19 protein-coding genes are annotated in these 23,853 nt (G+C 64.2%); 14 read left to right on the top strand and 5 right to left on the bottom strand.

All coding sequences use genetic code 11. The features are described from left to right. Positions 1 to 168: 168 nt before the first annotated feature. The 4 genes from LB569_RS15340 to LB569_RS15325 all read left to right on the top strand — a co-directional run bounded on the left by LB569_RS15340 (position 169) and on the right by LB569_RS15325 (position 4,579). Positions 169 to 1,179 carry an ABC transporter substrate-binding protein gene (locus LB569_RS15340; RefSeq protein WP_224693049.1) on the top strand — a complete coding sequence of 337 codons (1,011 nt, stop codon included), beginning with the start codon at positions 169 to 171 and terminating at the stop codon, positions 1,177 to 1,179. A gap of 121 nt (positions 1,180 to 1,300) precedes the next feature. Next, positions 1,301 to 2,068 carry an ABC transporter permease gene (locus LB569_RS15335; RefSeq protein ID WP_224693048.1) on the top strand — a complete coding sequence of 256 codons (768 nt, stop codon included), beginning with the start codon at positions 1,301 to 1,303 and terminating at the stop codon, positions 2,066 to 2,068. Positions 2,069 to 2,078: 10 nt separating this feature from the next. Continuing rightward, positions 2,079 to 2,861, top strand: coding sequence for an ABC transporter ATP-binding protein (locus LB569_RS15330; protein ID WP_140705255.1), 783 nt, complete (start codon positions 2,079 to 2,081; stop codon positions 2,859 to 2,861). A 293-nt stretch (positions 2,862 to 3,154) separates the two neighbouring features. Continuing rightward, positions 3,155 to 4,579: a DHA2 family efflux MFS transporter permease subunit gene (locus tag LB569_RS15325; protein ID WP_224693047.1), complete on the top strand. Its 1,425-nt coding sequence runs from the start codon at positions 3,155 to 3,157 to the stop codon at positions 4,577 to 4,579. A gap of 53 nt (positions 4,580 to 4,632) precedes the next feature. Here LB569_RS15325 and LB569_RS15320 read toward each other — a convergent pair whose 3' ends face one another. From LB569_RS15320 to LB569_RS15310, 3 genes are all read right to left on the bottom strand, one after another. Then, positions 4,633 to 6,525, bottom strand: coding sequence for an ABC transporter ATP-binding protein (locus tag LB569_RS15320; RefSeq protein ID WP_224693046.1), 1,893 nt, complete (start codon positions 6,523 to 6,525; stop codon positions 4,633 to 4,635). After that, positions 6,525 to 8,405, bottom strand: coding sequence for an ABC transporter ATP-binding protein (locus LB569_RS15315; RefSeq protein ID WP_411970232.1), 1,881 nt, complete (start codon positions 8,403 to 8,405; stop codon positions 6,525 to 6,527). Before LB569_RS15315 ends, LB569_RS15320 begins: the two co-directional genes overlap by 1 nt. A gap of 160 nt (positions 8,406 to 8,565) precedes the next feature. After that, positions 8,566 to 9,996: an NAD-dependent succinate-semialdehyde dehydrogenase gene (locus LB569_RS15310; protein WP_224693044.1), complete on the bottom strand. Its 1,431-nt coding sequence runs from the start codon at positions 9,994 to 9,996 to the stop codon at positions 8,566 to 8,568. A gap of 112 nt (positions 9,997 to 10,108) precedes the next feature. Here LB569_RS15310 and LB569_RS15305 point away from each other — a divergent pair, with 112 nt between their 5' ends. The 10 genes from LB569_RS15305 (at position 10,109) to LB569_RS15260 (ending at position 21,100) form a co-directional block, all read left to right on the top strand. Continuing rightward, a complete protein-coding gene (locus tag LB569_RS15305; protein WP_140705262.1) occupies positions 10,109 to 10,789 on the top strand; it encodes a GntR family transcriptional regulator in 681 nt (226 codons plus the stop codon). 3 nt (positions 10,790 to 10,792) lie between these two features. After that, the gene (locus LB569_RS15300) at positions 10,793 to 11,785 is read left to right on the top strand and encodes a proline racemase family protein (RefSeq protein WP_224693043.1); all 993 of its coding nucleotides are present in this window, start codon (positions 10,793 to 10,795) and stop codon (positions 11,783 to 11,785) included. 30 nt (positions 11,786 to 11,815) lie between these two features. Further along, positions 11,816 to 12,658 carry a transporter substrate-binding domain-containing protein gene (locus LB569_RS15295; RefSeq protein WP_224693042.1) on the top strand — a complete coding sequence of 281 codons (843 nt, stop codon included), beginning with the start codon at positions 11,816 to 11,818 and terminating at the stop codon, positions 12,656 to 12,658. Between the two features lie 50 nt (positions 12,659 to 12,708). After that, positions 12,709 to 13,392, top strand: coding sequence for an amino acid ABC transporter permease (locus tag LB569_RS15290; protein WP_411910159.1), 684 nt, complete (start codon positions 12,709 to 12,711; stop codon positions 13,390 to 13,392). After that, on the top strand, positions 13,389 to 14,243 hold the full coding sequence (locus tag LB569_RS15285; RefSeq protein WP_224693041.1) for an amino acid ABC transporter ATP-binding protein: 855 nt from the start codon (positions 13,389 to 13,391) through the stop codon (positions 14,241 to 14,243). Before LB569_RS15290 ends, LB569_RS15285 begins: the two co-directional genes overlap by 4 nt. Positions 14,244 to 14,330: 87 nt before the next feature. Next, complete coding sequence (locus LB569_RS15280; RefSeq protein ID WP_224693040.1) at positions 14,331 to 15,809, top strand: aldehyde dehydrogenase family protein; 1,479 nt, start codon at positions 14,331 to 14,333, stop codon at positions 15,807 to 15,809. Positions 15,810 to 15,819: 10 nt separating this feature from the next. Then, positions 15,820 to 17,514, top strand: coding sequence for a GMC family oxidoreductase (locus tag LB569_RS15275; protein ID WP_224693039.1), 1,695 nt, complete (start codon positions 15,820 to 15,822; stop codon positions 17,512 to 17,514). Between the two features lie 17 nt (positions 17,515 to 17,531). Next, the gene (locus LB569_RS15270; RefSeq protein ID WP_224693038.1) at positions 17,532 to 18,314 is read left to right on the top strand and encodes an HpcH/HpaI aldolase family protein; all 783 of its coding nucleotides are present in this window, start codon (positions 17,532 to 17,534) and stop codon (positions 18,312 to 18,314) included. Positions 18,315 to 18,336: 22 nt separating this feature from the next. Next, on the top strand, positions 18,337 to 19,602 hold the full coding sequence (locus tag LB569_RS15265) for an NAD(P)/FAD-dependent oxidoreductase (RefSeq protein WP_224693037.1): 1,266 nt from the start codon (positions 18,337 to 18,339) through the stop codon (positions 19,600 to 19,602). Positions 19,603 to 19,657: 55 nt separating this feature from the next. Beyond that, positions 19,658 to 21,100 carry an NAD(P)-dependent oxidoreductase gene (locus LB569_RS15260; RefSeq protein WP_224693036.1) on the top strand — a complete coding sequence of 481 codons (1,443 nt, stop codon included), beginning with the start codon at positions 19,658 to 19,660 and terminating at the stop codon, positions 21,098 to 21,100. A gap of 17 nt (positions 21,101 to 21,117) precedes the next feature. Here the strand turns inward: LB569_RS15260 and hutH are convergent, their stop codons facing one another. Together hutH and LB569_RS15250 are read right to left on the bottom strand one after the other, a co-directional pair. Next, a complete protein-coding gene (hutH, locus tag LB569_RS15255) occupies positions 21,118 to 22,614 on the bottom strand; it encodes a histidine ammonia-lyase (protein WP_224693035.1) in 1,497 nt (498 codons plus the stop codon). 130 nt (positions 22,615 to 22,744) lie between these two features. Continuing rightward, a complete protein-coding gene (locus LB569_RS15250; protein ID WP_411970231.1) occupies positions 22,745 to 23,848 on the bottom strand; it encodes an alcohol dehydrogenase family protein in 1,104 nt (367 codons plus the stop codon). Between the last annotated feature and the right edge of the window lie 5 nt (positions 23,849 to 23,853).

The following is a 23,853-nucleotide window of genomic DNA, read 5'->3' as shown; positions in this document are numbered from 1 at the left end:
TTTTAGCCTTGACATCCGCTGCCGCTGAGGCTGAAATGTGTCAGCACTTCAACCATGAAGTGGCGGGTAAGACGCCGAGGCACAATGCCGCAAGAGCAGACCCCCGCAATCTCACCAGACCGGACGCCCTGGGTAGAAAAGCGGTCTGATCATCAAGGGGAACGAAAGATGACGCTTAACCTAGCAGGACAATTTCGCGCGTTGGCCATGGCCGTTGCCGTCGGGCTCGCCGCCGCACCCGCGGCCTATGCTGCCGATGCGGCCATTCCCACGACGCCCGAGGCGGGATCGTTCAAGATCGGCATCGAGCCCTGGCTCGGATATGGCCAGTGGCACGTCGCCGACGCCAAGGGCTTGTTCAAGACCAATGGCCTGTCGGACGTCCAGATCGTCAATTTCGCCGAGGACAAGGATATCAACGCCGCACTCGCCAGCGGCCAGCTCGACGCCGCCAATATCGCCACCCACACGGCGATGGGCATGGTCGCGGCCGGTCTGCCGGTGAAGATCGTGCTGCTGCTCGATGTCTCCATGACGGCCGATGCCATCGTCGCCGGCAAGGACGTCACCTCCATCGCCGATCTCAAGGGCAAGCAGGTCGCTTTCGAGGAAGGCACGACGAGCGACATCCTGCTCAAATACGCGCTCGCCAGGAACGGCATGTCGGTCGCCGATATCCAGCCGGTACCGATGCCCGCCGCCGATGCCGGCGGCGCCCTGATCGCCGGCCGCGTACCGGCCGCGGTCACCTACGAGCCCTATCTCACCGTTGCCATGGCGCAGAACAAGGACGTCAAGCTGCTGTTCACCGCCGGCGAGGATCCCGGCCTGATCAGCGACGTGCTGGTGGTGCGCGACGAGGTTATCAAGTCGCGGCCCGGCCAGGTGCTGGCCATGATCAAGAGCTGGGACGCCGCGCTCAAGGACTATAACGCCGACACGCCTGGTGGTCGGGCCATCATCGCCAAGGCGGTCGGTTCCGACGTCAAGGACCTCAATACCGCTTTCGACGGCGTGCGCTACTACTCGCTCGCCGAAAACAAGACGGCGCTCACCGGCGAGTTTACCACCAAGACATTCGCCGATGTCGAAGCGGCCGCCAAGAACGCCAAGCTGCTCCAGGCCGATGTGACACCCGAGCAGATGATCGATCCGTCCTTCGTCAAGGCGGCGCAGTGACGAGATCCGGATCGCGGTGGTAACGCGGATGACCGGGGCGCCTCCCGCGAAAACCGGCTTGGCCCGCACGGCACCGGCGCCGGCCGCAAGACCGGCAAGACGCCGATCCTCCGGGATCGGCGTGCCCATCGCGAGGGCGCGCTTCCTGACCATAGCGGTGGCCGTCTTTGTTGGCCTTGGCCTTGCCTGGTGGGCGGCGACCGGGCTCGGATGGGTGAAACCCATCTTCCTGCCGTCACCCGGCAGCGTCGCGACCCAGATTGCCAAGCTCGCAGCCGACGGCACCTTGTGGCTCGATCTCAGGGCCTCGATCTACCGTATTTCCATCGGCTTCCTCCTCGCCTCGGCACTGTCCATACCGATCGGCGTGCTGATCGGCAGTTTCCGCTCCTGGGAGGCGGCCATCGAGCCGCTGGTGGATTTCATCCGCTACATGCCGGTCGTCGCCTTTGTGCCGCTCTCCATCCTGTGGGCAGGCACAGGCGACACCCAGAAATTCCTGATCATCTTCATCGGCACGTTCTTCCAGCAGGTGCTGATGATCATGGACAATGTGAAACGGGTGCCCGCCGATTTCATCGGTCTTGGGCGAACGCTCGGCCTGCCGGACCGCAAGATACTGACGCGCATCGTCGTGCCCAGCGCCTTGCCGGGCATATGGGACACGCTGCGCATCAGTCTCGGCTGGGCGTGGACCTGGCTGGTGCTGGCCGAACTCGTCGCCGCGACGTCCGGTCTGGGCTATCGCATCACCGTGTCGCAGCGCTATTTCCAGACCAACACCATCATCGGCTACATCCTGCTGCTCGGCGTGCTCGGCCTGATCACCGACCAGGTCATGAAGGCATTGGAGAAGGTGCTGTTCCGGCAGGACGGCCACTCGCAATGAGGAACCGCCGATGACTGTTCCCAAATTGCGGATCGCCGGTCTCGACAAGAGCTTCGGCACCGGCGAGCGGCGTACACAAGTGCTGCGCGACATCAATCTCGACCTTGCCGACAATGAGTTCGTCTCGCTCGTCGGCACGTCGGGCTGCGGCAAGAGCACGCTGCTGTCGATCGTCGCCGGACTGCAGGATTTCGACGCCGGCGATCTCAGCATCGACGGCGCGCCGATCCTGCAGCCGGGCCTCGACCGCGGCGTCGTCTTCCAGTCCTACACGCTGCTTCCCTGGCTGACGGCGCGGCAGAATATCGAGTTTGCCCTCAAGGCCGCCGGTTATGATCGCACGAGCTGTCGCGAGATCGCGCTCGAGCATCTCGATCTCGTCAAGCTGTCGCAAAGTGCCGATCGCTTCCCGTCGGAACTTTCGGGTGGCATGAAGCAGCGCGTCGCCATCGCGCGCGCGCTTTCCTATCGCCCCAAAATGCTGCTGATGGACGAGCCTTTCGGCGCACTCGATGCCTTGACCCGGCATCAGATGCAGGAACTCCTGACCCAGATCTGGGAAGAGCACCGGCTCACCGTGCTGTTCGTCACGCATGACGTCGAGGAGGCCGTCTATCTGTCGGACCGCATCGTCGTCATGGGCATCGGCCCCGGACGCATCATGAAGACCTTCAACGTCGACATCGAGCGCCCGCGCCGGGAAGAGGTGATGGAAACGCCAGCCTTCATGGATTTGCAGCGCGAGGTGCACAAGGCGATCCGCGAGGCATCAAGACGACCTGAAATGGCGTAGTCCCTGGCATCTTGAAGACGACCCAAGACGGCATCCGCCAAAAACGGCAATGTCTTCGCGCGGCGTCGTGGCACCGTCGACTGTCTTGCCGATGCCCGTCAATTCACGGCGCCGGTCAAGATTTGTTGACTTCCCGCGAAGCGGAAATGACTACCGCTCGTCTGTTTGTGGGACCATAAGACGGCCTGCGATCGGGCCGGCTGGCCCATACAAGGCAATCTTGCCTTTGATCCGGGATGCGCCACTTTGGCCAGGGCATACAAGCCACCTGCATGACGGAATTGGCCAGAGTATTGGACCAGCCTCAATTTGCCACCGAGCGCGACCCGAGGCTGAGGCTGATCATCCCGATCATCGTTGCCATCGCCTTTCTGATGGAGCAGCTCGATTCCACCATCATCACCACCGCGATCCCGGCCATCGCGCACAGCCTGGACACGACGCCGGTCAGGCTGAACCTGGCGATCACCACCTATATACTGACGCTCGCCGTGTTCATTCCCGTCAGCGGCTGGTTCGCCGACAGGTTCGGCGCGCGCAGGGTGTTCGCGCTGGCGCTTTTCACCTTCACTCTCGGCTCGGCGCTGTGCGGCATGGCCGACAGTTTCGGCATGCTGCTGGCCATGCGTGCCTTGCAGGGGCTGGGCGGTGCCATGATGACGCCGGTCGGGCGGCTGATCCTGCTGCGCAGCTTTCCGCGCAGCGGCCTGATCACCGCCATGACCTACATGACCTTGCCGGCCATCATGGGGCCAGTCATCGGGCCGTTGCTCGGCGGCCTGCTGACCACCTACGCGTCGTGGCGCTGGATATTCTACGTCAACGTGCCGTTCGGTTGCGTTGGAATCCTGGCGGCGCTGCGCTTCGTCGACGATTTCCACGAGGAAGCGGTGCAGCGCTTCGACTTTGCCGGGTTCCTGATGGTGGGTTGCGGCGTGGCGCTGCTGCAATTCGGGCTGGAAAACATCGGCCGGCCGATCATTCCCGTGTCCGCGACGGTTCTGGTGCTGGCCGCTTCCGTCCTGCTGCTGCTCGCCTTCGGGCGCTATGCGCGCCGCGTCGTGGCGCCGGCCGTCGACCTGACGCTGTTTCGGTTCCGTTCGTTCTGGGTCGGCACGCTGGCGGGCGGCCTGTGCCGTGTGGGTCTCAACGGCGTTCCGTTCCTTTTGCCGCTGATGCTGCAGGTCGGCTTCGGCATGAGCCCGGTCACGTCAGGCTCGCTGACATTCGTCGGCAGTTTCGGCGCGCTGCTCATGCGGCCGCTGCTGTCGCCACTGCTGCGCCGCTTCGGCTTCAGTGTCGTGCTGATCGGCAGCGCCATAGTCGGCTCGGCCACCGTGGCGGGCTTTGCCCTGATGGGCCCCGATACGCCGCATTGGCGGATCGGTTTCTATGTCTTCCTGTTCGGCATCGTCCGGTCGGCGCAGTTCATGACCTCCAACACCCTGTCCTATGCCGATCTGCCGGCGCACAAGCTCAGCCGCGCCACCAGCCTCGGCGGCGTGCTGCAGCAGCTCAGCGTGTCGCTCGGCGTCTCGATCGCCGCCATGCTGCTGGGGCTGATTGCCGGCGAGAGCCACGTGCTCACGCCGGAACGCTTTCACCAGGTATTCCTGCTGACCGCGATCATCCCGCTGATCTCCATTCCCGGCTTTCTATATCTGCGCGCCGAGGACGGCGTTCAGGTCAGCGGCCACGTCAGGGGATCTCGCAACTAGGCCCTGTCGGGAAGGGCTTGGAGGCATTCCCGGTCGAACCCAGCCGATACCGCTCACGTCGCTTTTCCGGCCGCCGCGTCCATTCCCATCTCTTCCTCGGAAATGTCGTCGAAGGACGCGTAGTTCATGTTGTAGAGCCGGGCGTAGAGGCCCTTCTTCCGCATCAGCTGTTCGTGGTTGCCGCTTTCGACGATCTCGCCATTCTGCAGAACGATGATGCGGTCGGCGCCGCGGATGGTGGCGAGGCGATGCGCGATGACCAGCCCGGTGCGGCCTTCAAGCAATTTGATCAGCGCCTTCTGGATCAGCATCTCGGTGTAGGAATCGATGCTGGCTGTCGCCTCGTCGAGCACCAGTATCTTGGCGTCGGCCACCAGCGCTCGCGCAAAACTGATCAGCTGGCGCTGGCCGAGCGAGAGATTGCCGCCGCGTTGTTCGAGCTCGGTGTCGTAACCCTGGGGCAATTGCTCGATGAAGTCGTGCGCGCCGACGGCTTGTGCCGCGCGCACCACCTCTTCGCGGCTGGCTGATGTCTTGTCGTAGCGGATGTTTTCCAGCACCGTGCCGGAGAACAGGAACGGCTCCTGCAGCACCATGGCCACCTGGTCGCCGAGCGAATCCTGCGTCAGGTCGCGCACATCATGGCCGCCGACCAGGACCTCACCCGACCAAACGTCGTAGAATCGGTGCACCAATGCCATCGAGCTCGACTTGCCCGATCCCGTCGGGCCGACAAGCGCGACGGTCTCGCCCGGATTGACACGGAAGGTGATGTTCTTCAGCACCGGCTGGTTCGGCCGGTAGCCGAAGGTGACATTCTTGAACTCGACCGACCCGTCCATGTCGCGCGACAGCGCCACCGCGTTTTCCCTGTCGCTGACATCCACCGGCACGTCGAGCACTTCGGAGATGCGCTGGCCCGAGGCCATGGCGCGCTGCATGACGGAGTACTGCATGGTGAGCGAGCGGATCGGGTCGAAGAAGCGCTGGATATAGAACAGGAACGCCACCATGACGCCGACGTCGAGGCTGTGCGATAGCACCATCGAACCGCCGACGACAATGACCGTCGCCATGGCGATGCCGGTCAGCGTATCGACGATCGGCACCATCACCTGCGCGTATTTCGCCGACCGCAGATGGGCATCGAGATTGGCCAGCACCTTCTCGTCGTAAAGGTCGAAATTGACATGCTGGCGCTCCAGGCTCTGCACCGTGCGCACGCCGTGGATGCCTTCGGCCAGCGCGCCGTTGGCGATCGAGTTGGTTTCGTGCGCCGCCATGAAGGCGACCTTGGCGCGCGGCAGCCAGAACAGGCGCACGATGAACAGCATCGGCATGGTCGACAGTGTCAGCAGCCCGAGCCGGAAGTCGAGCCAGAGCAGGACGGTGACGATGCCGAACAACAGCACGATGTCGCCGACGGACATGACCGACGTTTCGAGAAATTCCTGCATCGAATTGACGTCGCCCTGGAGGCGCGACATCAGCCGGCCGACCTCGGTCTTGTCCATGAAGCTCAGCGAGACCCGCTGCAAATGGCTGAACATGGCGCGGCGCAGGTCGGACAGCACGTTTTCCGCCACCTTGCCGACGACGCTCTCCTGCACATGGCTGGCCGCGTAATTGATGAGGATGATCACCGTGAAAGCGATGATCGCGGTGATCATCACCGAGCGGTCGAGCTTGCCGGGCGCCATGCCGTGATCGATTGCGTAACGGATGACCAGCGGGATCGCCAGTTGCGTCAGCGTGAACACCAGCACGGCGGCGACCGAGATGAAGATACGGCCCTGGTATGGTCTGACGAAGCTCCAGATGCGCCTGACGATGCGCGGATCGTAGACCTTGCCGAAAACCTCTTCCTCGTCGCGGTGCGAGCCGACGACAGCCTTGGTCGGGCGGCCGCTTTTGTCTTCCCTCTCGTGGTCGTCCTGGGGCGACATCAGGCGGCTCCCTCGAGCCGATTGTCGTCCGGCCGCAGTTGCAGATCGTAGAGCGCGCGGTAGCGTCCGCCGAGCGCCAGCAAGTCCTCATGCGTGCCGCGTTCGACGATCCGTCCGCCCTCGATGAATAGAATCTGGTCGGCATGCATCAGCGAACTCAGCCGGTGCGAAATGATGAGCGTCACGCGATCTCGGGCGAAGCGCTTCATCGCCGTTCTTATCCGCTGCTCGGTGCCGGCGTCGACGGCCGCGGTGGAATCGTCGAAGACCAGCACCGATGGCTTGAGCATCAGGCTGCGCGCGATGGTCAGGCGCTGCCGCTGGCCGCCGGACAGCGAGGCGCCGCGTTCGCCGACGACGGTGGTGTAGCCGGCCGGAAGCCCGATAATGTAGTTGTGCAGCTGGGCATACTCGGCTGCCTGGCCGATGCGGGTTTCGCGCGCCCAGGGGTTGCCGTAGGCGATGTTGTTCTCGATCGAGGTGGTGAACAGGAACGCGTCCTGCTGCACGACGCCGACCGCCTTGCGCAGCGATTGCAGCGTGACCCCGCGTATATCCTGGCCGTCGATGGTGATCGCGCCCGAGGTGACGTCGTAGAAGCGCGGGATCAGATGCGCGATGGTCGACTTGCCGCTGCCTGGCGGGCCGACGATGCCGACGGTTTCGCCGGGCCGGGCCTCGAAGGAAACGCCGGAAAGCGTCGGACGCTCGCCTGCGCCCTCATAGCGGAAACCGACATTGTCGAAGCGCAGCACACCGTCGGTGATGACGAGCTCCCTGGCGTCGGGCGCGTCCTTGATGTCGAGTTCGGCATCGAGCAGTTCGAACAGCCGCGTGCCGCAGGTCGAGGCGCGAGCGAAGGAATTGACCATCAGGCCGAGCTGGCGCACCGGCATCTGCAATATGGTCATGAAGGTGAGGAACTGGGCCAGCGTGCCGACGCTGATCTGCCCCGCGATCACCTTCTGGCCGCCGAACCACAGAACCAGGCCCATGGAGGCCAGGAAGGAGAAGTTCATGGCGCCGGTGTTGGAGACGCGGATGTCGACGCGCTCGTTGGCGAGTTCCAGCGCAGCCTGCTTGGCGCGGTCGAATTTGGCCAACTCATGCCGCTGCGCCGCGAAGGCGCGTACCACACGGATGCCGCCGAGATTCTCGTCCATCACCCGGCTCAGCACCGACAGCCGCTCCTGCAAGGTGAGCCAGGTGCTGCGCAGCCGGAGCTGCGTCACAGAAGAGCGCCAGGCGACGAACGGCATGAAGCTGAGGCTGAGCAACCCGAGCACGGGATCGGTGCTGATCAGGAGATAGGCGCCGACGCCGATCAGCACGCCAAGCAGGACCACGCGCAGGATGCCTGTCGAAAAGAACATGCGCACGCCGTCGAGGTCGAGCAGCCCGAGCGTGATCAGGTCGCCGGTATGGACCTTGTCGTGGTAGGAAAAGCTCAGCCGCTGGATCTTCTCGTAGAAGGCGAGCCGCAGCTCATAGCCGGTCTGGTGGCCGACGGCCTCGCCATAGTAATTCTGCGCCATGGTGAAGAGGCCGCGCAGGATGCTGACGACCAGCAGCGTCAGCGCCGTGTTCCACAGCGCCTGCTCGGCCGCGGTGCCGGCACCGGCGGCCATCACGCCTTGCGCCTGGTCGATGGCGCGTCCCAGCAGGCGTGGAATGAAAAGCTGCAGCGTCGCGGCGATGAAGGTCGAGATGAGCGTGACGGCAACCTGCCAGGGGTGGCGCAGCGTCATGCGTACGATGCGCAGCAAGGTGCTGAGGCCCTTGCCCCAGGAGGCCTCCGCCACATGGGCAAATGATTTGCCGCGCTTGGCCGCGCTGGTTGCATCCGTAAGCAAGGAAAATACCCAGACCGTTGCGGACATTAGCCCGAACGAATGTAGCAGACTCAATCAGATAGCGCGATTTTACGCGCGTCCGACTTACCCGTTCAAGGGGCCAATGGCGGCATCGCACTGTACCTGAAAGGCGATGCCCGCCATTTGCCGTCACCATCGCCACGAAATGCGGTCAGGCGCGTCGACCTTACATCTCGGTGACGAATTTTGTCCTGAGATAAGCGTCGAGGCCTTCGATGCCGCTCTCCGAGCCATAGCCGGATTCGTTGACACCGCCGAACGGCGTTTCCGGCGTCGACACCATCATATGGTTGACACCGACCATGCCGGCTTCCAGTGCTGCCTCGGTCTTCTGGGCGAGGCTGAGGTTACGGGTGAAGACAAAGGAAGCCAGACCGTAAGGCAGCGAATTCGCCCGCTCGATCATGGCGTCGAACGTGGAGAAGGTGGCGGTCGGCGCGATCGGACCGAACGGCTCCTCCGACATGATGCGCGCCGTGTCCGGTACGTCCCGCAGCAACGTCGGGGCGAAGAAGTAGCCCTTGTTGCCGATCCGCTTGCCGCCGCTGACGACGGTTGCCCCCCGCGCCGTCGCGTCGCCGACCAGGGCGTCCATGGCATCGAGCCGCCGCGGCGCGATCATCGGTCCCATCTGGACGCCTGAATCGAGGCCGTTGCCGATCTTGAGCTTCTCGGCGCGGGCCGCGAAGCCTCCGATGAAGCGGTCATAGACGGCCTCATGCACGTAGAAGCGGGTTGGCGACGTGCAGACCTGGCCGGCATTGCGGAACTTGAAGGCGACGACCGTGTCGAGCGTCTTGTCGAGATCGGCGTCCTCATAAACGATGACCGGGGCGTGACCGCCAAGCTCCATGGTGCAGCGCTTCAACGTATCCGCGGCCTGCTTCTGCAGCAACTTGCCAACCGCCGTCGAGCCGGTCAGAGAGACCTTTTTGGGGATCGGCGAGGCGATCAGGTAGGACGAAACCTTCGCCGGTTCGCCGAAAACGATGTTGAGGACACCTGCCGGAAGGCCCGCGTCCTGGAAGCAGCGGCCAATGGCCACGGCCGTTCCCGGCGTTTCCTCCGCCGGCTTCAGGATGATCGAGCAGCCGGCGCCAAGCGCGCCCGCGATCTTGCGGATGACATTGCTGGCCGGAAAGTTCCATGCGGCGAAGGCGACGACCGGCCCGACCGGTTCCTTGAACACCATCTGCCGCACGCCGGGCAGCCTGGCAGGGACGATGCGGCCATAGGCGCGTTTGCCTTCCTCGGCATACCAGCGGGTCGCATCCGCCGCGAACTGCACCTCCCCGGTGGCCTCGGCCAGCGCCTTGCCGTTTTCCATGGTCAGCGTGCGGGCGATCGTGTCCTTGCGCTGCTCGATCAGATCGGCGGCCTTGTCCATGATCGCCCAGCGCTGCATGGCGGTCATCGTCTTCCATAGCCTGAAGCCTTTGAGCGAGGCCGCGAGAGCGCGGTCGAGATCGACCTCCGTGGCATGCGGCACGGTTGCCAACGCCTCTTCGGTGGCGGGGTTGACCAATGTTTCGGACTTGCCGTCCGACCCCTGGCACCACGCGCCGTCAATCAGCAACTCGATCGTCTCTGGATACATGTCCTGGCCCTTTCCGGCCCGGCGGTGCGCGGAAAGCCGCCGGCAGATTGCACGTCACAAGAAAGTTTCCGCTATGGCTTGACCTATACATTGTATACAGTATGGTGTCGACATGATTTTAGCGCGCATCCAGAAATTGTCGGTCGCGATCCCCGAGAACCTCGCCGAGATGCTTGAGGAGGAGATCATCTTCGGTCGCCTCAAATCCCTGGAGCGTTTGACCGAGGAGACGGTCGCCGCGCGCTACGGCGTCAGCCGGTCGCCGGTGCGCGAGGCGCTGAGGCTGCTCGAGCGCGACGGTCTGGTGATGCGTGAGGCCAGGCGCGGCATCTGGGTCTCGCCCATGACGCAACGCGATTTCGACGAGGTTTACACTTGCCGCATCGAACTCGAGGGGCTGGTCGCCAAACAGGCCGCCGAATCCGCCGACATTGAAAAGAAGGCCGAGTTCAAGAACCTTCTGTCGGAGCTGAAGCAGGCTCAGGCCAGGAACGATGCGCGACAGTTCTTCATCGTCGACGTGCGCGGCTCTCTGCTGACCTACACGCTGGCAGGCAACAAGACCCTGACACGCTTGCTGGGCGGTCTGGAAAAGCAGGCCCTGCGCTATCGCTATCACGCCTACGAGCAGGATCCCAAGATCATCCAGCTATCCCTGGACGACACCGCCCGCATCTATGATGCGATCACCGCGGGCGATGGCGAAAGCGCCAAGGCGATGACCGAAAACCTCATCCGGGAAATCTGGCAGAGCATGCGGGCCGGCATTCGCGACGCCTTCGGAGAGGGCTAGGTCGTGTCCAGCTTCTCGTCAGCGTTCAGCGTCATCGATTCCCACACCGCCGGCCACCCCACCCGAGTGATCCTGAGCGGCGTGCCGAAACTGTCCGGTTCGAGTGTGCGCGAGAAGCGGGACGATTTCCGCCAGCGCTTCGACCATCTCCGCCCGGCGCTTCTGCATGAGCCGCGCGGCCATGCGGCGATGGTCGGCCTGGTGCCGGTCGCCTCGGATTTGGCCGACTACGGCGCGTTCTTCATCTCGTCCTATGTCTATCTCGACATGTGCGGTCACGGCACCATCGGCCTTGCCCGGACGCTGGCCTTCACCGGGCAGATTTCTGCCGAGACAGGTGACAGCTTCACATTGGAAACGCCGGCGGGCGTCGTTTCGGTTCATCTGGTCTGGAACAAGGACGGCTCGCTGGACCGCGTGCGGATTGCCAATGTGCCGAGCTATGTCGGGCTGGAGCATCTCGGCGTTGCCGTCGAAGGTGTCGGCCAGGTCGATGCCGCGATCGTCTATGCCGGCATGTGGTACGCGCTGGTGGACGCGGCCCCGCTCTGCTTCAGGCTGGTCCCGGACAATGCGTCGGCCTTGATGCTGGCTGGCTCCAGGATCAAGGACGCGATCAAGGCGGCAACCAGGGACATGCCGCTGCTGGCGGGCGCGGCCGCGCCGAGCGTGCTGTTCTACGATGCCGACAGCGAAACCTCGGCGACGCATTTTCTCGTCCTGGAATCCAACAAGTTCGACCGCTCGCCTTGCGGCACGGGCACGTCGGCGCGCCTGACCCATCTGCTTGGGAAGGGGCTGATCGGCCCCGACCAGACTTATCACGCCAAAAATATCTTCGGCATTCCGTTCGAGGCGCGCCTGCAACGGCGTGTCGAGGAGCAAGGCCGCGAGGCGATGATCATCGAGATCGAGGGCGCCGCCTTCATCACCTCGACCCAGACCATTTACTTCGAGAAGAGCGACCCTCTCTCGCAGGGATTTCTAAGCCGGTAATCACCAATAAACTCAGAAAAGGGGAATGAGATGAAACTGACAGTAATGCGTACGTTCATGGCCGCTTTGACCATTGGCCTCGGCCTGCTCACGGCACCGATCGCCGCTTCGGCCGACGACAATCCATCCGCCGTCATCGACCAGATCCGCGCCAGCGGCGTGCTCAAGGTTCCGGTGATGACCGGCGAGGAGCCGGGCTACATCAAGGATCCGGCCACCGGCCAGTGGAGCGGTTTCTACTACGAATTCCTGGGCGAGATCGCGACCCAGCTCGGCGTCAAGCTCGAACCGGTCGAGACGACCTGGGGCAATTTGGCCGCCGATTTCCAGTCCAACAAGATCGACATCGCCATCGGCGTCAATCCGAACCCGAAGCGCGGCCTCGTCGTCGACTATCTCTGGGAGCCGCTGTTCACCGACGCCTGGGCCGTGCTGACGCCTCCCGGCAAGCCGGTCAAGACCTGGGCCGAACTCAATTCGCCGGATAAGACCGTCGTCGTGCAGAAGGGCAGCACCATGCAGGTCGTCGCCGAAGCGCTGCTGCCGAAGGCCAAGGTCACGCCGGTGGAAGATCGCGGCCTGGCGCTGATGGAACTCCAGGCTGGCCGCGCCGATGGTGTCGTGCTGTCCATTTTCGATGCGCTGCAGATCACCAACCAGAAGATCGGCAATGTCTCGCTTCCCGAGCCGATCCTGCGCAACCCGGCAACGCTTGCCGTCGCACGCAAGCCCGGCAATGCCGGTTACATCAACTTCCTGACCAACTGGATCCTGCAGGAACGTTCGCTCGGCCTCGCCCAGGGCAAGCTTGCCCGTTCGTGGGAAGCTCGGGGCATCGACCTGTCGATCCTTCCGGCAGGTTTTTCCTTCTGATCGCAACGGCCTGACCGCCGCCTGGTGCGGCGGTCAGGCCGCCACTGGACGTGCATCGCACCAGTGAGGACAACATGCTGTTCGACTACACCGTCATAACCAACAATATCGGGCTGCTCTGGCAGGGCCTTCTGATGACGCTCTACTTCACCGTGATCACCATCGGTGCGGGCATGCTGATCGGCTTGTTCATCGGGCTTATCCAACTGAGCACGTTCAAGCCACTGGTCGTCCTCGGCCAGATCTATGTCGAGTTTTTCCGCAACATTCCGCTGCTCGTCACGCTTTTGTGGGTCTACTATGCATTCCCGATCTTCGCCGGCATCAATGTCACGAAATTCTGGGCCGGGTTCATCGGGCTGAGCTGCTATGTCGGCTCCTTCTACGCCGAGATCTTGCGCGCCGGCGTTCAGTCCGTGGATCCCGGTCAGACCGATGCGGCGACGGCGATCGGCATGTCCTACGGCCAGCGCATGCGGCGCATCATCCTGCCGCAGGCTTTCCGCAAGATGATCCCGCCGCTGGCTGGCCAGTCGATCATCCAGATGAAGAACACGACGCTGCTGTCGATGATCACGGTCCCGGACCTGCTCTATCAGGCGAGCTACATATCGAGCTTCACCTATCGGCCGATGGAAGTTTACACCGCCGTCGGCGTCATCTTCCTGATCATCCTGGTGCCGCTGACGCTGCTGTCGCGGAAACTCGAAAAGAGCGGGGCCAGCGTAAAATGAGCATCACCCAATCGAATAACCCCGAAAAAAGCGGCAAACCGGTCCTGCGGCTGGAGAGCATCTGCCTGAAGTTCGGCGACAAGCGGGTGCTCAACGGCATCGAGCTGTCGGTCGTCGAAGGCGAGGTGGTCGTGCTGATCGGCGCCAGCGGATCGGGCAAGACATCGCTCCTGCGCTGCATCAACCTGCTCAACATGCCGAGCAGCGGCGGCATCGTCATCGATGACGAGACGCTGTTCATGAGGCAGGCCGATGGCAAGAGCGTCGCCCAGATACCGGCCCAGGAGGTCAACCGTATCCGCTCCAAGACCGGCATGGTTTTCCAGCAGTTCAACCTCTTCCCGCACATGACGGCGCTGGAGAACGTCATGGAAGGCCCGGTCATCGTCAAGAAGGAGCCGAAGGAACAGGCACGTCAGAAAGCGTTGAAGCTTCTCGATCTGATGGGCCTGGCGCAGCACGTGGACAAATATCCGCGCCAGCTTTCCGGCGGCCAGCAGCAGCGCGTCGCTATCGCCAGGGCCATGGCCATGCAGCCCAAGGTCATGCTGTTCGACGAGCCGACCTCGGCGCTTGATCCAGAACTCGTCGGCGAGGTCATGAAGGCGATGGTGGAACTGGCCAAAAGCGGCATGACCATGGTGATCGTCACCCATGAGCTCGGCTTCGCCTTCGAGGTCGCCGACCGGGTGGTATTCCTCGATCAGGGACTGGTAGCGGAACAGGGCCCGCCCGCCAAGGTATTGCTGCATCCCGAACATCCGCGTCTGAAGACGTTCGTCGGCCGCTTCCATGAATCGGCCGACCTGCTTCGCCCGTTCCTCGAGGCGCGTGAGGCCGAGAAGGCCTGATCGCTGCCGCAACCATCAAGCGACATCGCCGATGCGATGTTCGTTCCAGCCCATGCGATCGCCTCGGCCGCAGAAGGAAAGCATTCAATGACACTGAGTTTCGACCCGGCCGCAGTCGCCATCCCCAGGGGCCACCACATCGGTGGCCAATATGTCGAGCTGCCCGGCGCGGAGATCGAGGTTCTGCGCCCCTCCGACCTTCAGCATATGGGCATTATCACCGACGGCGGCGAAGCCGCGGTGCAGTTGGCCGTCGACGCCGCGAAGAAGGCTCTGGCGCAAAGCCGCTGGGCGAGGATCGCGCCGCGCGACCGCGCCGCCGTGCTGATGCGTTTCGCCGCATTGATCGAAGAGAACGCCATTTATCTCGGACAATTGGAAGCGATGGGGTCGAGCCGCCTGATCTCGATGACGATTGTTCGCGACGCGATCCGCACCGCCGGCGTCGTGCGCTACTACGCCGAATTCTGCGACAAGATTGAAGGCACGGTCACCTCGACCGAGGCGAATGCGTTGAGCATCGTGAAACACGAGCCCTATGGCATTGTCGGCGCGATCGTTCCCTGGAATTTTCCGATGATCACGGCCGCCTGGAAATTCGCACCGGCGCTGGCCGCGGGCAATGCGGTGGTGATGAAGACGTCGGAACTGACCCCGCACAGCCTGCTGGCGCTGGCCGACCTCGCCGCCAAGGCCGGCCTTCCCAAGGGCCTGTTCAACGTCATCAATGGCTACGGCCACACGACGGGCGCGGCAATCGTGCGCCATCCCGATATATTGAAGATCTCGTTCACCGGGTCGACGCAGACCGGCGCCGCCATCATGACGCTTGCCGCCCAGTCCGGCATCAAGCCGGTCACGCTCGAACTCGGCGGAAAGAGCCCGCAACTGGTGCTGGCCGATGCCGGCGACATCGACGCGGTCGCCGGCCGTGTCGCCGCTGCCTTCATGGACAATGCCGGCCAGGTCTGCACGGCGGGTTCCCGGCTGATCGTCGAGGACAAGATCGCCGACCAGCTTGTCGAACGCGTCATCGCCCGGACGAAGGCGATCAAGGCCGGCCCGACCTGGGACGAGGCGACCACCTTCGCGCCGATCATCAGCCGCAAGCAGCTCGATCGCATCGACACGATGGTTCGCGAAAGCATCAGTCAGGGCGCCTCCGTCGTCACCGGCGGTACGGTGCTCGAAGGCCGCAACGAAGGCAGCTTCTACGCGCCGACGATCCTGGAAAACGTCTCCGACGACAATATCGGCTTCAAGGATGAGTTCTTCGGCCCGGTGCTGACGGTGCGCAGTTTTTCCGACCTGGAGGAAGGGCTCGCGCAGGCCGCGCATCCGGTCTACGGGCTTGCCGCCAGCGTCCACACCACGGACCTGAAGAAGGCGCTCAAGGCGGCGGATTCGATCGAGGCCGGCATGGTCTGGATCAACCAGCATGGGCGCGGTCCGGAATTCACCTATCCGGCCGGCGGTTACAAGGGCTCCGGCTTCGGTAAGGATATGGGCCGTGCCGGCATCGAGGCGTTCCTGCGCCAGAAGGCCATCTGGGCCAATTACGCCTGAGAGCAAGCACATGCAATTCGATTACATCATTGTCGGCGGCGGCTCGGCTGGAGCCGTGCTTGCCAGCCGTCTTTCGGAAAACGGCACCAAAGAGGTGGCGCTCTTCGAAGCCGGACCCGACACCCCGCCGGACGATGTTCCGGACGTGATCGCCGACAGCTATCCCGGCCTTTCCTATTTCGATCCGAAATACCACTGGACGGAACTGCGCGTCTTCAACCGCTCGCCCAAGCAGAACGCGCAAGTGGTCAAGACGGCCAAGCTCGAACAGGCCAGGGTGATGGGCGGCGGCTCCAGCATCAACGGCCAGTTCGCCGTGCGCGGCCTGCCGCATGACTATGACGAATGGCAAGGGCTCGGCCTGCCCGGATGGGGGTGGGACGGCATGCTGCCCTACCTCAAGAAGCTCGAGCGCGATCTCGACTTCGACGGCGAGCTTCACAACAAGACCGGGCGCATTCCGATCCGCCGCGTCTTTCCCCAGGATTGGGCAGGCTTCACCCGCTCCGTCCTCAAGGTAACGGAAAGCGAATATCCCTATAGGCCGGACTACAATGCCAGCTTCGAAGATGGCTCGTTCCCGCTGCCGCTGTCGAACGAGAACGACCGCCGCGTGTCGACGGCGATCGGCTATCTCGACAGCGCGGTGCGCGCCCGCAAGAACCTGCACATCTTCGCCAATGCCTTCGTCGAAGGGCTGGTGACCGAGGGAACGCGCATCACCGGCGCCAGGGTCACGATATCAGGCCAGACCAGGACCTACAGTGCCGGTGAGACCATCGTTTCGGCCGGCGCCCTGCACTCGCCGGCCATCCTGCTGCGCGCCGGCATCGGGCCGGCCGCGCAATTGAAGCGGCTGGGCATCGAGGTGATCGCCGATCGCCCCGGTGTCGGCGAAAACCTCACCGACCACCCGCATCTGGCCGTCGGCGCGCATTTCAGGAAATCCGCGCGCCTCAAGCCCGGCCAGCGGCGCCATATCTTCCTGGGCGTCAGATACTCCTCCAACCACGCCGACTGCCATCCGGGCGACATGCTCCTGATGCCGGTCAACCGGGCCGGCTGGCATCCTCTTGGCAAGGCGATGGGGGCACTCAATGTCTGCGTCAACAAATCCTATTCGCGCGGCACGGTGACGTTGAAGTCCTCGGTTCAGACCGACGAGCCGATCGTCGATCTGAACCTTGCTTCCGATGGTCGCGACCTGATGCGCCTTGTCGATGGTTTCAAGCGCATCTGCAGGATCATGCAATCGCCCGACGTCCAGCAGCACGTCAACACCTGGTTCCTGGCCGGCTACAGCGACGAGGCGCGAGCGCTCAGCGTCCGCAAGCCGTCGAACTGGATCAAGACCGCGACCGCGGCCTACCTCTTCGACTATGCGCCCTTCTTTCGCGAGACCTTGCTCAAGCGCAAGTTCGGCACCACGGACCGCATCCAGGCGATGCTCGGCAATGAAGAGCTGATCACCGATTGGGTCAAGCAATCCGTCTGGTCGGGCTGGCATGTCTCGGGCACCTGCAAGATGGGCGCCGACGGCGATCCGCTGGCGGTGCTCGACGCCGAATGCCGCGTGCGCGGCGTGCAGGGCCTGCGCGTCGTCGATGCCTCGATCATGCCGACGATTGTCACCGCCAACACCAACATCACCACCATCGCCATCGCTGAAAAGGCGGCGGACCTGATTTTGAATTCCAGACAGTAGCAAAGGACCTGAATTCCATGCGCAAGAACAAGGTGAAAGACATCTGGGCCGCTGGCGGCGAAGTGGTGACCGGCTGGCTCGGCATCCCCTCGTCGATCTCGGCCGAACTGATGGCCCAGCAGGGCTGGGACGCGCTGACCGTCGATCTCCAGCACGGCGCCACCGACTATGTCGACATGGTGCCGATGCTGCAGGCGATCTCGATCACCGACACCACGCCGATGGTGCGCGTGCCGTGGAACGATCCGGCGATCATCGGCAAGGTGCTCGATGCCGGCGCCTATGGCGTGATCTGCCCGATGGTCAACACGGCGCAAGAAGCGGACGCGTTCGTCAAGGCCTGCCGGTATTTCCCCAAGGGCGGCCGCAGCGTCGGCCCGCTGCGCGCCTCGCTCTACGCCGGCGCGGACTATTTCCAGCACGCCAACGACACCGTCATCACCATGGCGATGATCGAGAGCGAGCAGGCGGTGAAGAACCTCGAAGAGATACTGAAGACGCCCAACCTCGACGCCATCTTCGTCGGCCCCTCGGATCTCGCGGTAACGATGGGCGAGGCTCCCGGCTTCGATCCGCGCTATCCCGCGGTCTACGAGGCGATCGAATACATCGCCGCCAAATGCAAGGAGGCCGGCGTCATTCCGGGCATCCATTGCGGCTCGGTCGCCTATGGCGTCGACATGCGTAAGCTGGGCTACCGCTTCATGGCCTATCTCTCCGACTTCCGCATGCTGCAGCAGATGGTCTCGCGCTCGCTGCCGGCCTTCCGCGCCGGCACGCCGAGCGCGATCGCGCCCTGATCGGGACTGCGGATCGATCGCCATGACATCGACAGGCACGCCGCGCGGCAAGGTGACGGTCATCGGCGCCGGCATCATCGGCGTCTGCGCCGCGAACTATCTGATCGAGCAGGGTTTTGCCGTCGAGGTGGTCGATCCGGCCTTGCCGGGCTCGGAGGAGCAATGCTCCTTCGGCAATGCCGGCGGCATCTGCCCGGGATCCTGCATCCCGAATTCGATGCCGGGCGTACTTCACAATGTGCCGAAATGGCTGATGGACCCGGAAGGGCCGTTGATCGTGCGGCTGGCCTATCTGCCGCACGCGCTGCCCTGGCTGCTGCGCTTCCTGGCCGCGAGCCGTAAACCGCGCGTCGAGCAGATCTCGGCAGCGATGCGTGCGCTGCACCGCTACACATTCGAGTGCTACGAGCCGCTGATCAAGGCCGCCGGCTGCGAAGACCTGTTGCAGAAACGCGGCCAGCTCTTCGTCCATGAAACGGCCGATGGACCGGCAAAAGGTGCATACGGCCTCGGCCTGCGGCGCGAGCATGGCGTCAAGGTCGACATCCTCGGTGCCGACGAAATCCGGCAGCTCGAACCGGCCCTGGCGCCGATCTTCAAGAGCGCCGTCTATTTGCCCGAGCAGGGGCAGTGCCCCAACCCCGGCCGGCTTGTCGCGAAACTCGCCGAACATGCGGCGCGACAAGGTGCGCGTTTCGTCAGGGCAAAAGTGATCGGCTTCGACATGGCCGCCAACGGCCCGTCGGCGCTGCGGCTCGAAGGTGGCGGGCGCATGCCCGTCGAAACCGTGGTGCTGTGCGCCGGCGCCTGGTCGGGGGAGCTTGCCCGCAAGCTGGGCGACCGCATTCCGCTGGAGAGCGAGCGCGGCTACCACATCATGGCCAGGGGCGCCGATACGGGCCTGCGCATCCAGACCATCTCGGCCGACCGCAAATTCGTCGCCTCGCCGATGGAGGACGGCTTGCGGATCGCCGGCAACGTCGAGTTCGCCGGCCTGAAGGCGCCGGCGAACATGAACCGCGCGGATGTGCTCCTCAAGCAGGCGCGGCCGATGTTCAGGAGGCTGGAGGTCGGTGAGGTCACCCGCTGGATGGGTCATCGCCCCGGCACGCCCGACAGCATACCGGTCATCGACCGCGCGACGCGGGCCAGGAACGTCATCTACGCCTTCGGCCATGGCCATCAGGGCCTGATCGGCGGCGCGGTCACCGGCAAGATCGTGTCGCAACTCGCCGCTGGTCTGCCGCCGGTGATCGATCTCACGCCGTTCCGGGCGGATAGGTTCTGAGTGTTCAGAGCCTGCTTCACCAGCAGGCCTTTCCGTCCTGCATGAAGGGAACGACGTGACCGCGACCACAGACACACACGCCGTCGAGTCGATCGATCCGCAACGCGCCTACGCCGTTTTGATCTGCGATCTGATCGGCCTGCGTTTCGACGCCGACGGAAAGCCCGACCCTTCGGAGGTGCGTGCCCATATCGAAGCCAAGGGCGGCCGCTTTCATGCGACCGGACTTGCCGACAAGGATGCTCTCGAACGCGGGCGCGTTCATTTCTTCTACCAGCCGGATCTCAGCACCCGCGAGGAGCTGATCGTAGCCGCCGGCGACGGCCGCTATGATGCCGTCATTGCCGCCGCGACCTTCCTCCCCGCCGAAACCGTCTTCCCGCTGGCCGGCGTGCGGATCGGCGCCGGCACCGGCAATATGGGCTCGCGCTCGTGGGGTGGCGGCAGTGGCGAGGGCGGCACCGCCGTGCTGATGAACACGCCCGGCATCAACAGCCGCGCCACCGCCCAGATGGTGATGAAGGCGATCCTGAAAGTGCTGCCGGATCTGCCGGTCGACACGCTGCACAGCCGTGTCGCGCGAGGCGCCTTCGACACCGGCAGGGAACTGCGCGATTTCCCCACCGAAAAGCTCGAAGGCAAGACGATCGCCGTCATCGGTTACGGCAATATCGGCCGCGAGGTGGCCAAGCTCGCCCGCGCCTTCGGCATGCGGGTGGTGATCCATGCGCGGCCTCGGCATCGCGACTGGATAGAAGTCGAGGGCTTTGCCTTTGCGCCGAACCTTGTCGAAGCAGCTGACGGCGCCGATGTGCTCAGCGTCCATGTCGGCCTGGGCAAGCAGGATGCGCAGACCGGGCGCTACGCCAATGCCGGGCTCATCGGCGCGGACGTCCTGTCACGCATGAACAAGGGCGCCGTGCTGGTCAACTACGATCGCGGCGAGCTTGTCGACATCGAGGCTCTTGATGAAGCTCTGAATACAGGCCGGCTACGCCACGCCGCCATCGATGCCGATCTGTTCAGGGATGCCTCGACCGGCAGCCTGTCCGGCCCGATGCTGCCCTATCTCGGCCTCGTCGAGAAGCATGGCGCCAGGCTTGAGCTGCTGCCGCATGCCGCGGCCGACACCGATCATCCCTCGCGTGTCGCCGGCGCCAAACAGGCCGTCGACCAGATCTTCGACGTCATCCGCAGAAACGCGGTGACGAATGCGAAAGGCACCGTTCCGCCGGGCTATCTTTCCCTTGGCGCGACCACGCCCCCCGGCATCGGGCCGGTGACGGCGGACCATTTTTTGAAACTGGCCGCCAGCGACTGCGCTGAATTGGCGGATGTCTGCGATCGGCAAAGCCGGTTGTGGAAAGCGCTCTCGGATACCCCGCCTGCCGAACGGGGCAAGATTGTCGCCGGACAGGGCGACGAGCTTGTCCGGCTGATCGACCGCTTCTGCCTTCTGGCCGAGAACCTCCATCTCAGGGGGCCGTTTCAGCAATAGGCCGTCGCTGGAGTTTCTCAGTCCCGGGCACCGGCCACCATGCGGGCGACCCGCGTCATGTCGGTGCTCATCTCGCGGTCGTCGTCGAGCGGGCTGACGAGCGCGCGCACGGCGGCGAAGGTGCGTTGCGGTCCTTCGCCCATGCTGTCGACGACTCCGCGCAGCTCCACGCCCGTCGCCGCGAAGATCAGCTCCATCGCAACGAGGTAGCGTAGGCGTTCGACGATCTCGGCGGTCTTGGCCACCACGCGCGGCGCCATCGACGACTGGTCCTCGATGCCGTCCGAGACAGCCAGCGGGCTGAGCGACATCGGATTGGCCAGATGCCGGATCTCGGCTTCTAGCGCTGCGAGCGGTTTCTGCAGTTCCGCGTAGCCCTGGCGGCTGCCGCCTCTGGCCGACAGGAAACGCGGCAGCTCGGCAATCGTCGGCGACATCAGCTTCATGCAGCGGTTGGCTGTACCGACCGCGCAATGCGCGAGCGCCTGGCCGAGATGCTCCCAGGCCAGCGTCATCGCCGTGAGGTCGAAATTGCCGTTCGAGACGACGCGTTCGTCTCCAGGCAGGATTACGGGGTTGTCGCCCGAATGGATGAGTTCGATTTCGGTCGCCAGCTTCGCCTGTTCGAATGCATGCAGCAGGCCGCCCCAGACCTGCGGCACACAGCGATAGCTGAGCGGATCCTGAAGCCGCCGCGCCGCCTTGTCCTTCCACAGGCCGCTTCCTGTCAGTTCCTTGCGTAGCCGCGCACCGATCTCGCGCTGGCCGAAGGCCGGCCGGGCGGCGAGGGCATCCTCATCGATCGCGGTGAGGGAAGAACGAAACGCCTCGTAGTTGAGCGCCACCGCGGCCAGCGCCCAGTCGATGAGATTGGCGACGTCTTCGAGACACAGGCATGCGGTGCCGGTCGACAGGCTGTTGGCGACGATGATGGCGTGGCCGTCCTTCTCGCGCAGGTCGAGCGGTTCGAGCCCGGCCAGCGCGAGCGCCTCGGCGGAAGGCATGATCCTGCCCTGGAACTCGGTCTCGCCGTCGCCGCGCAGCGCCCGCGCCATGTGGCCGAGATGGGCGAGGTCCGCCGCCCCGATCGATCCCCAGGTCGGGATCACCGGATGGACGCCGGCGTTGAGCGCCGCCACGAGGCCCAAGACCACGCGTTCGGACGTGCCGGTGCCGCCGGCGGCCATGCCTGAAATGCGCGCGGTCATCAGCGCCCGCACCGCCTCGGTTGGAAGGGCGGGGCCGATCCCCATGCTGTGGCTGAGCGGAACGCTGTGCTGGAAGGCGATCAGATCGGCCTGCGCGAGCGGCGTGTCGACACAGGCGCCGAGGCCCGTCGTGACGCCGTACATCGGCTTGCCGAGCCCGGTGAGGTGCTCGATGAGCACGCGGCTCGCCCGGATGCGGCGCATCGCCTCTTCGCCCAGCACCAGCCGCGCGTTCCGCCGTGCGATCTCGGCAACGTCGGCCGCGCTGAGCGGCTTGGCGTCGAGCAGGATCATTCGAACTGTCATGTCCCGCCTGTATCCCGTGACCGGATGCCCGGGCCGATGGCGCGGCGGGCGTCACCGTTTGTGGCGGCTTGCTGGCTGGACAGCAAGCCATTCCGATTATGACAGTGGCAGGCGAGGGGAAATTCTGGACTTAGACGGATCGCCCCGCGACGGCGTCCGGCACCACCACCAGCTTGCCGACAAAATCCTTGGCGACGAAATCGGCCTGCGCCTGGTGGAAATCGGAGAGCTTGTAGACGCCACCGACCAGCGGTCTGATCTTGCCCTCCTCGATATAGCGAACGATGCGGCGGAAATCGGCGCGCGTGCCCTGGCTCGAACCATGCAGTTGCAGCTGCTTGAGATACATGGTCCTGAGATCGAGCTGGACGACCGGGCCTGCAATCGCGCCGGCCGTGGTGTAGCGGCCCTCTGGTCGCAGGATGCGCAGCAGGTCGTTGAAGATCGCGCCGCCGACGAGATCGGCGACAACATCGATCGGTTGCCCGCCTGTCGCCTCCGCCACGGCTTGCGGCAGGTCGGCGACGCCACGGGTGATGACGGCCTCGGCGCCGATGTTGAGTACGGCCTGTTCCTTGCCCTTGCCGGCGACCGCATAGGGAATGGCGCCACGCGCCCGCGCCAGTTGCACGATGCCGGAACCGACGCCGCCGGAGGCGCCGGTGACCAGCACGCGCTCGCCGGCCTTGAGCGCGGCGCGTTCCAGCATCTGCTCGCCGGTAAGGTAGGCGCAGCAGAAAGTGGCGAGTTCGACGTCGCTCATATCGGTGTCGACGACATGCGCGTTGTCTGCTGGCACCACCTGATACTCGGCATAACCGCCATCGCGGCCGTGGCCCATATAGTCGATGTCGGCCAGCGAATCGTCGTCGCGGTTGTAGATGGAGAAATCGACCATCACCCGTTCGCCGATACGGTCGGGCGATACGCCTTCGCCGACGGCGACCATGGTGCCGACAGTATCGGTGCCCTGGATGCGCGGGAAAACAAGCGTATTGCCCTGCCTTCGCCAGGTCGACACCGCGTCCGCATCCTCCTCGGTACCATAGGCGCCCTGGCGCACCCAGACATCGGTGTTGTTCATCCCGCAAGCGCTGACCCGTATGAGCACTTCACCTGAAGCGGGGACAGGCACTTTGACATCGGTGCGGTAGACGAGTTTTTCAGGTCCGCCGTGCCCGGTGAGCAGCACGGCGGCCATGGTGGCGGGGAGGGTTTTGGTCATGGCATTCATGGGTC

It is taken from the genome of Mesorhizobium sp. BH1-1-4, assembly GCF_020165665.1.
Classification (GTDB): Bacteria; Pseudomonadota; Alphaproteobacteria; order Rhizobiales; family Rhizobiaceae; genus Mesorhizobium.
Note: the sequence above shows the minus strand (reverse complement) of the source record. Positions and strands in the feature narration are given on the sequence as shown.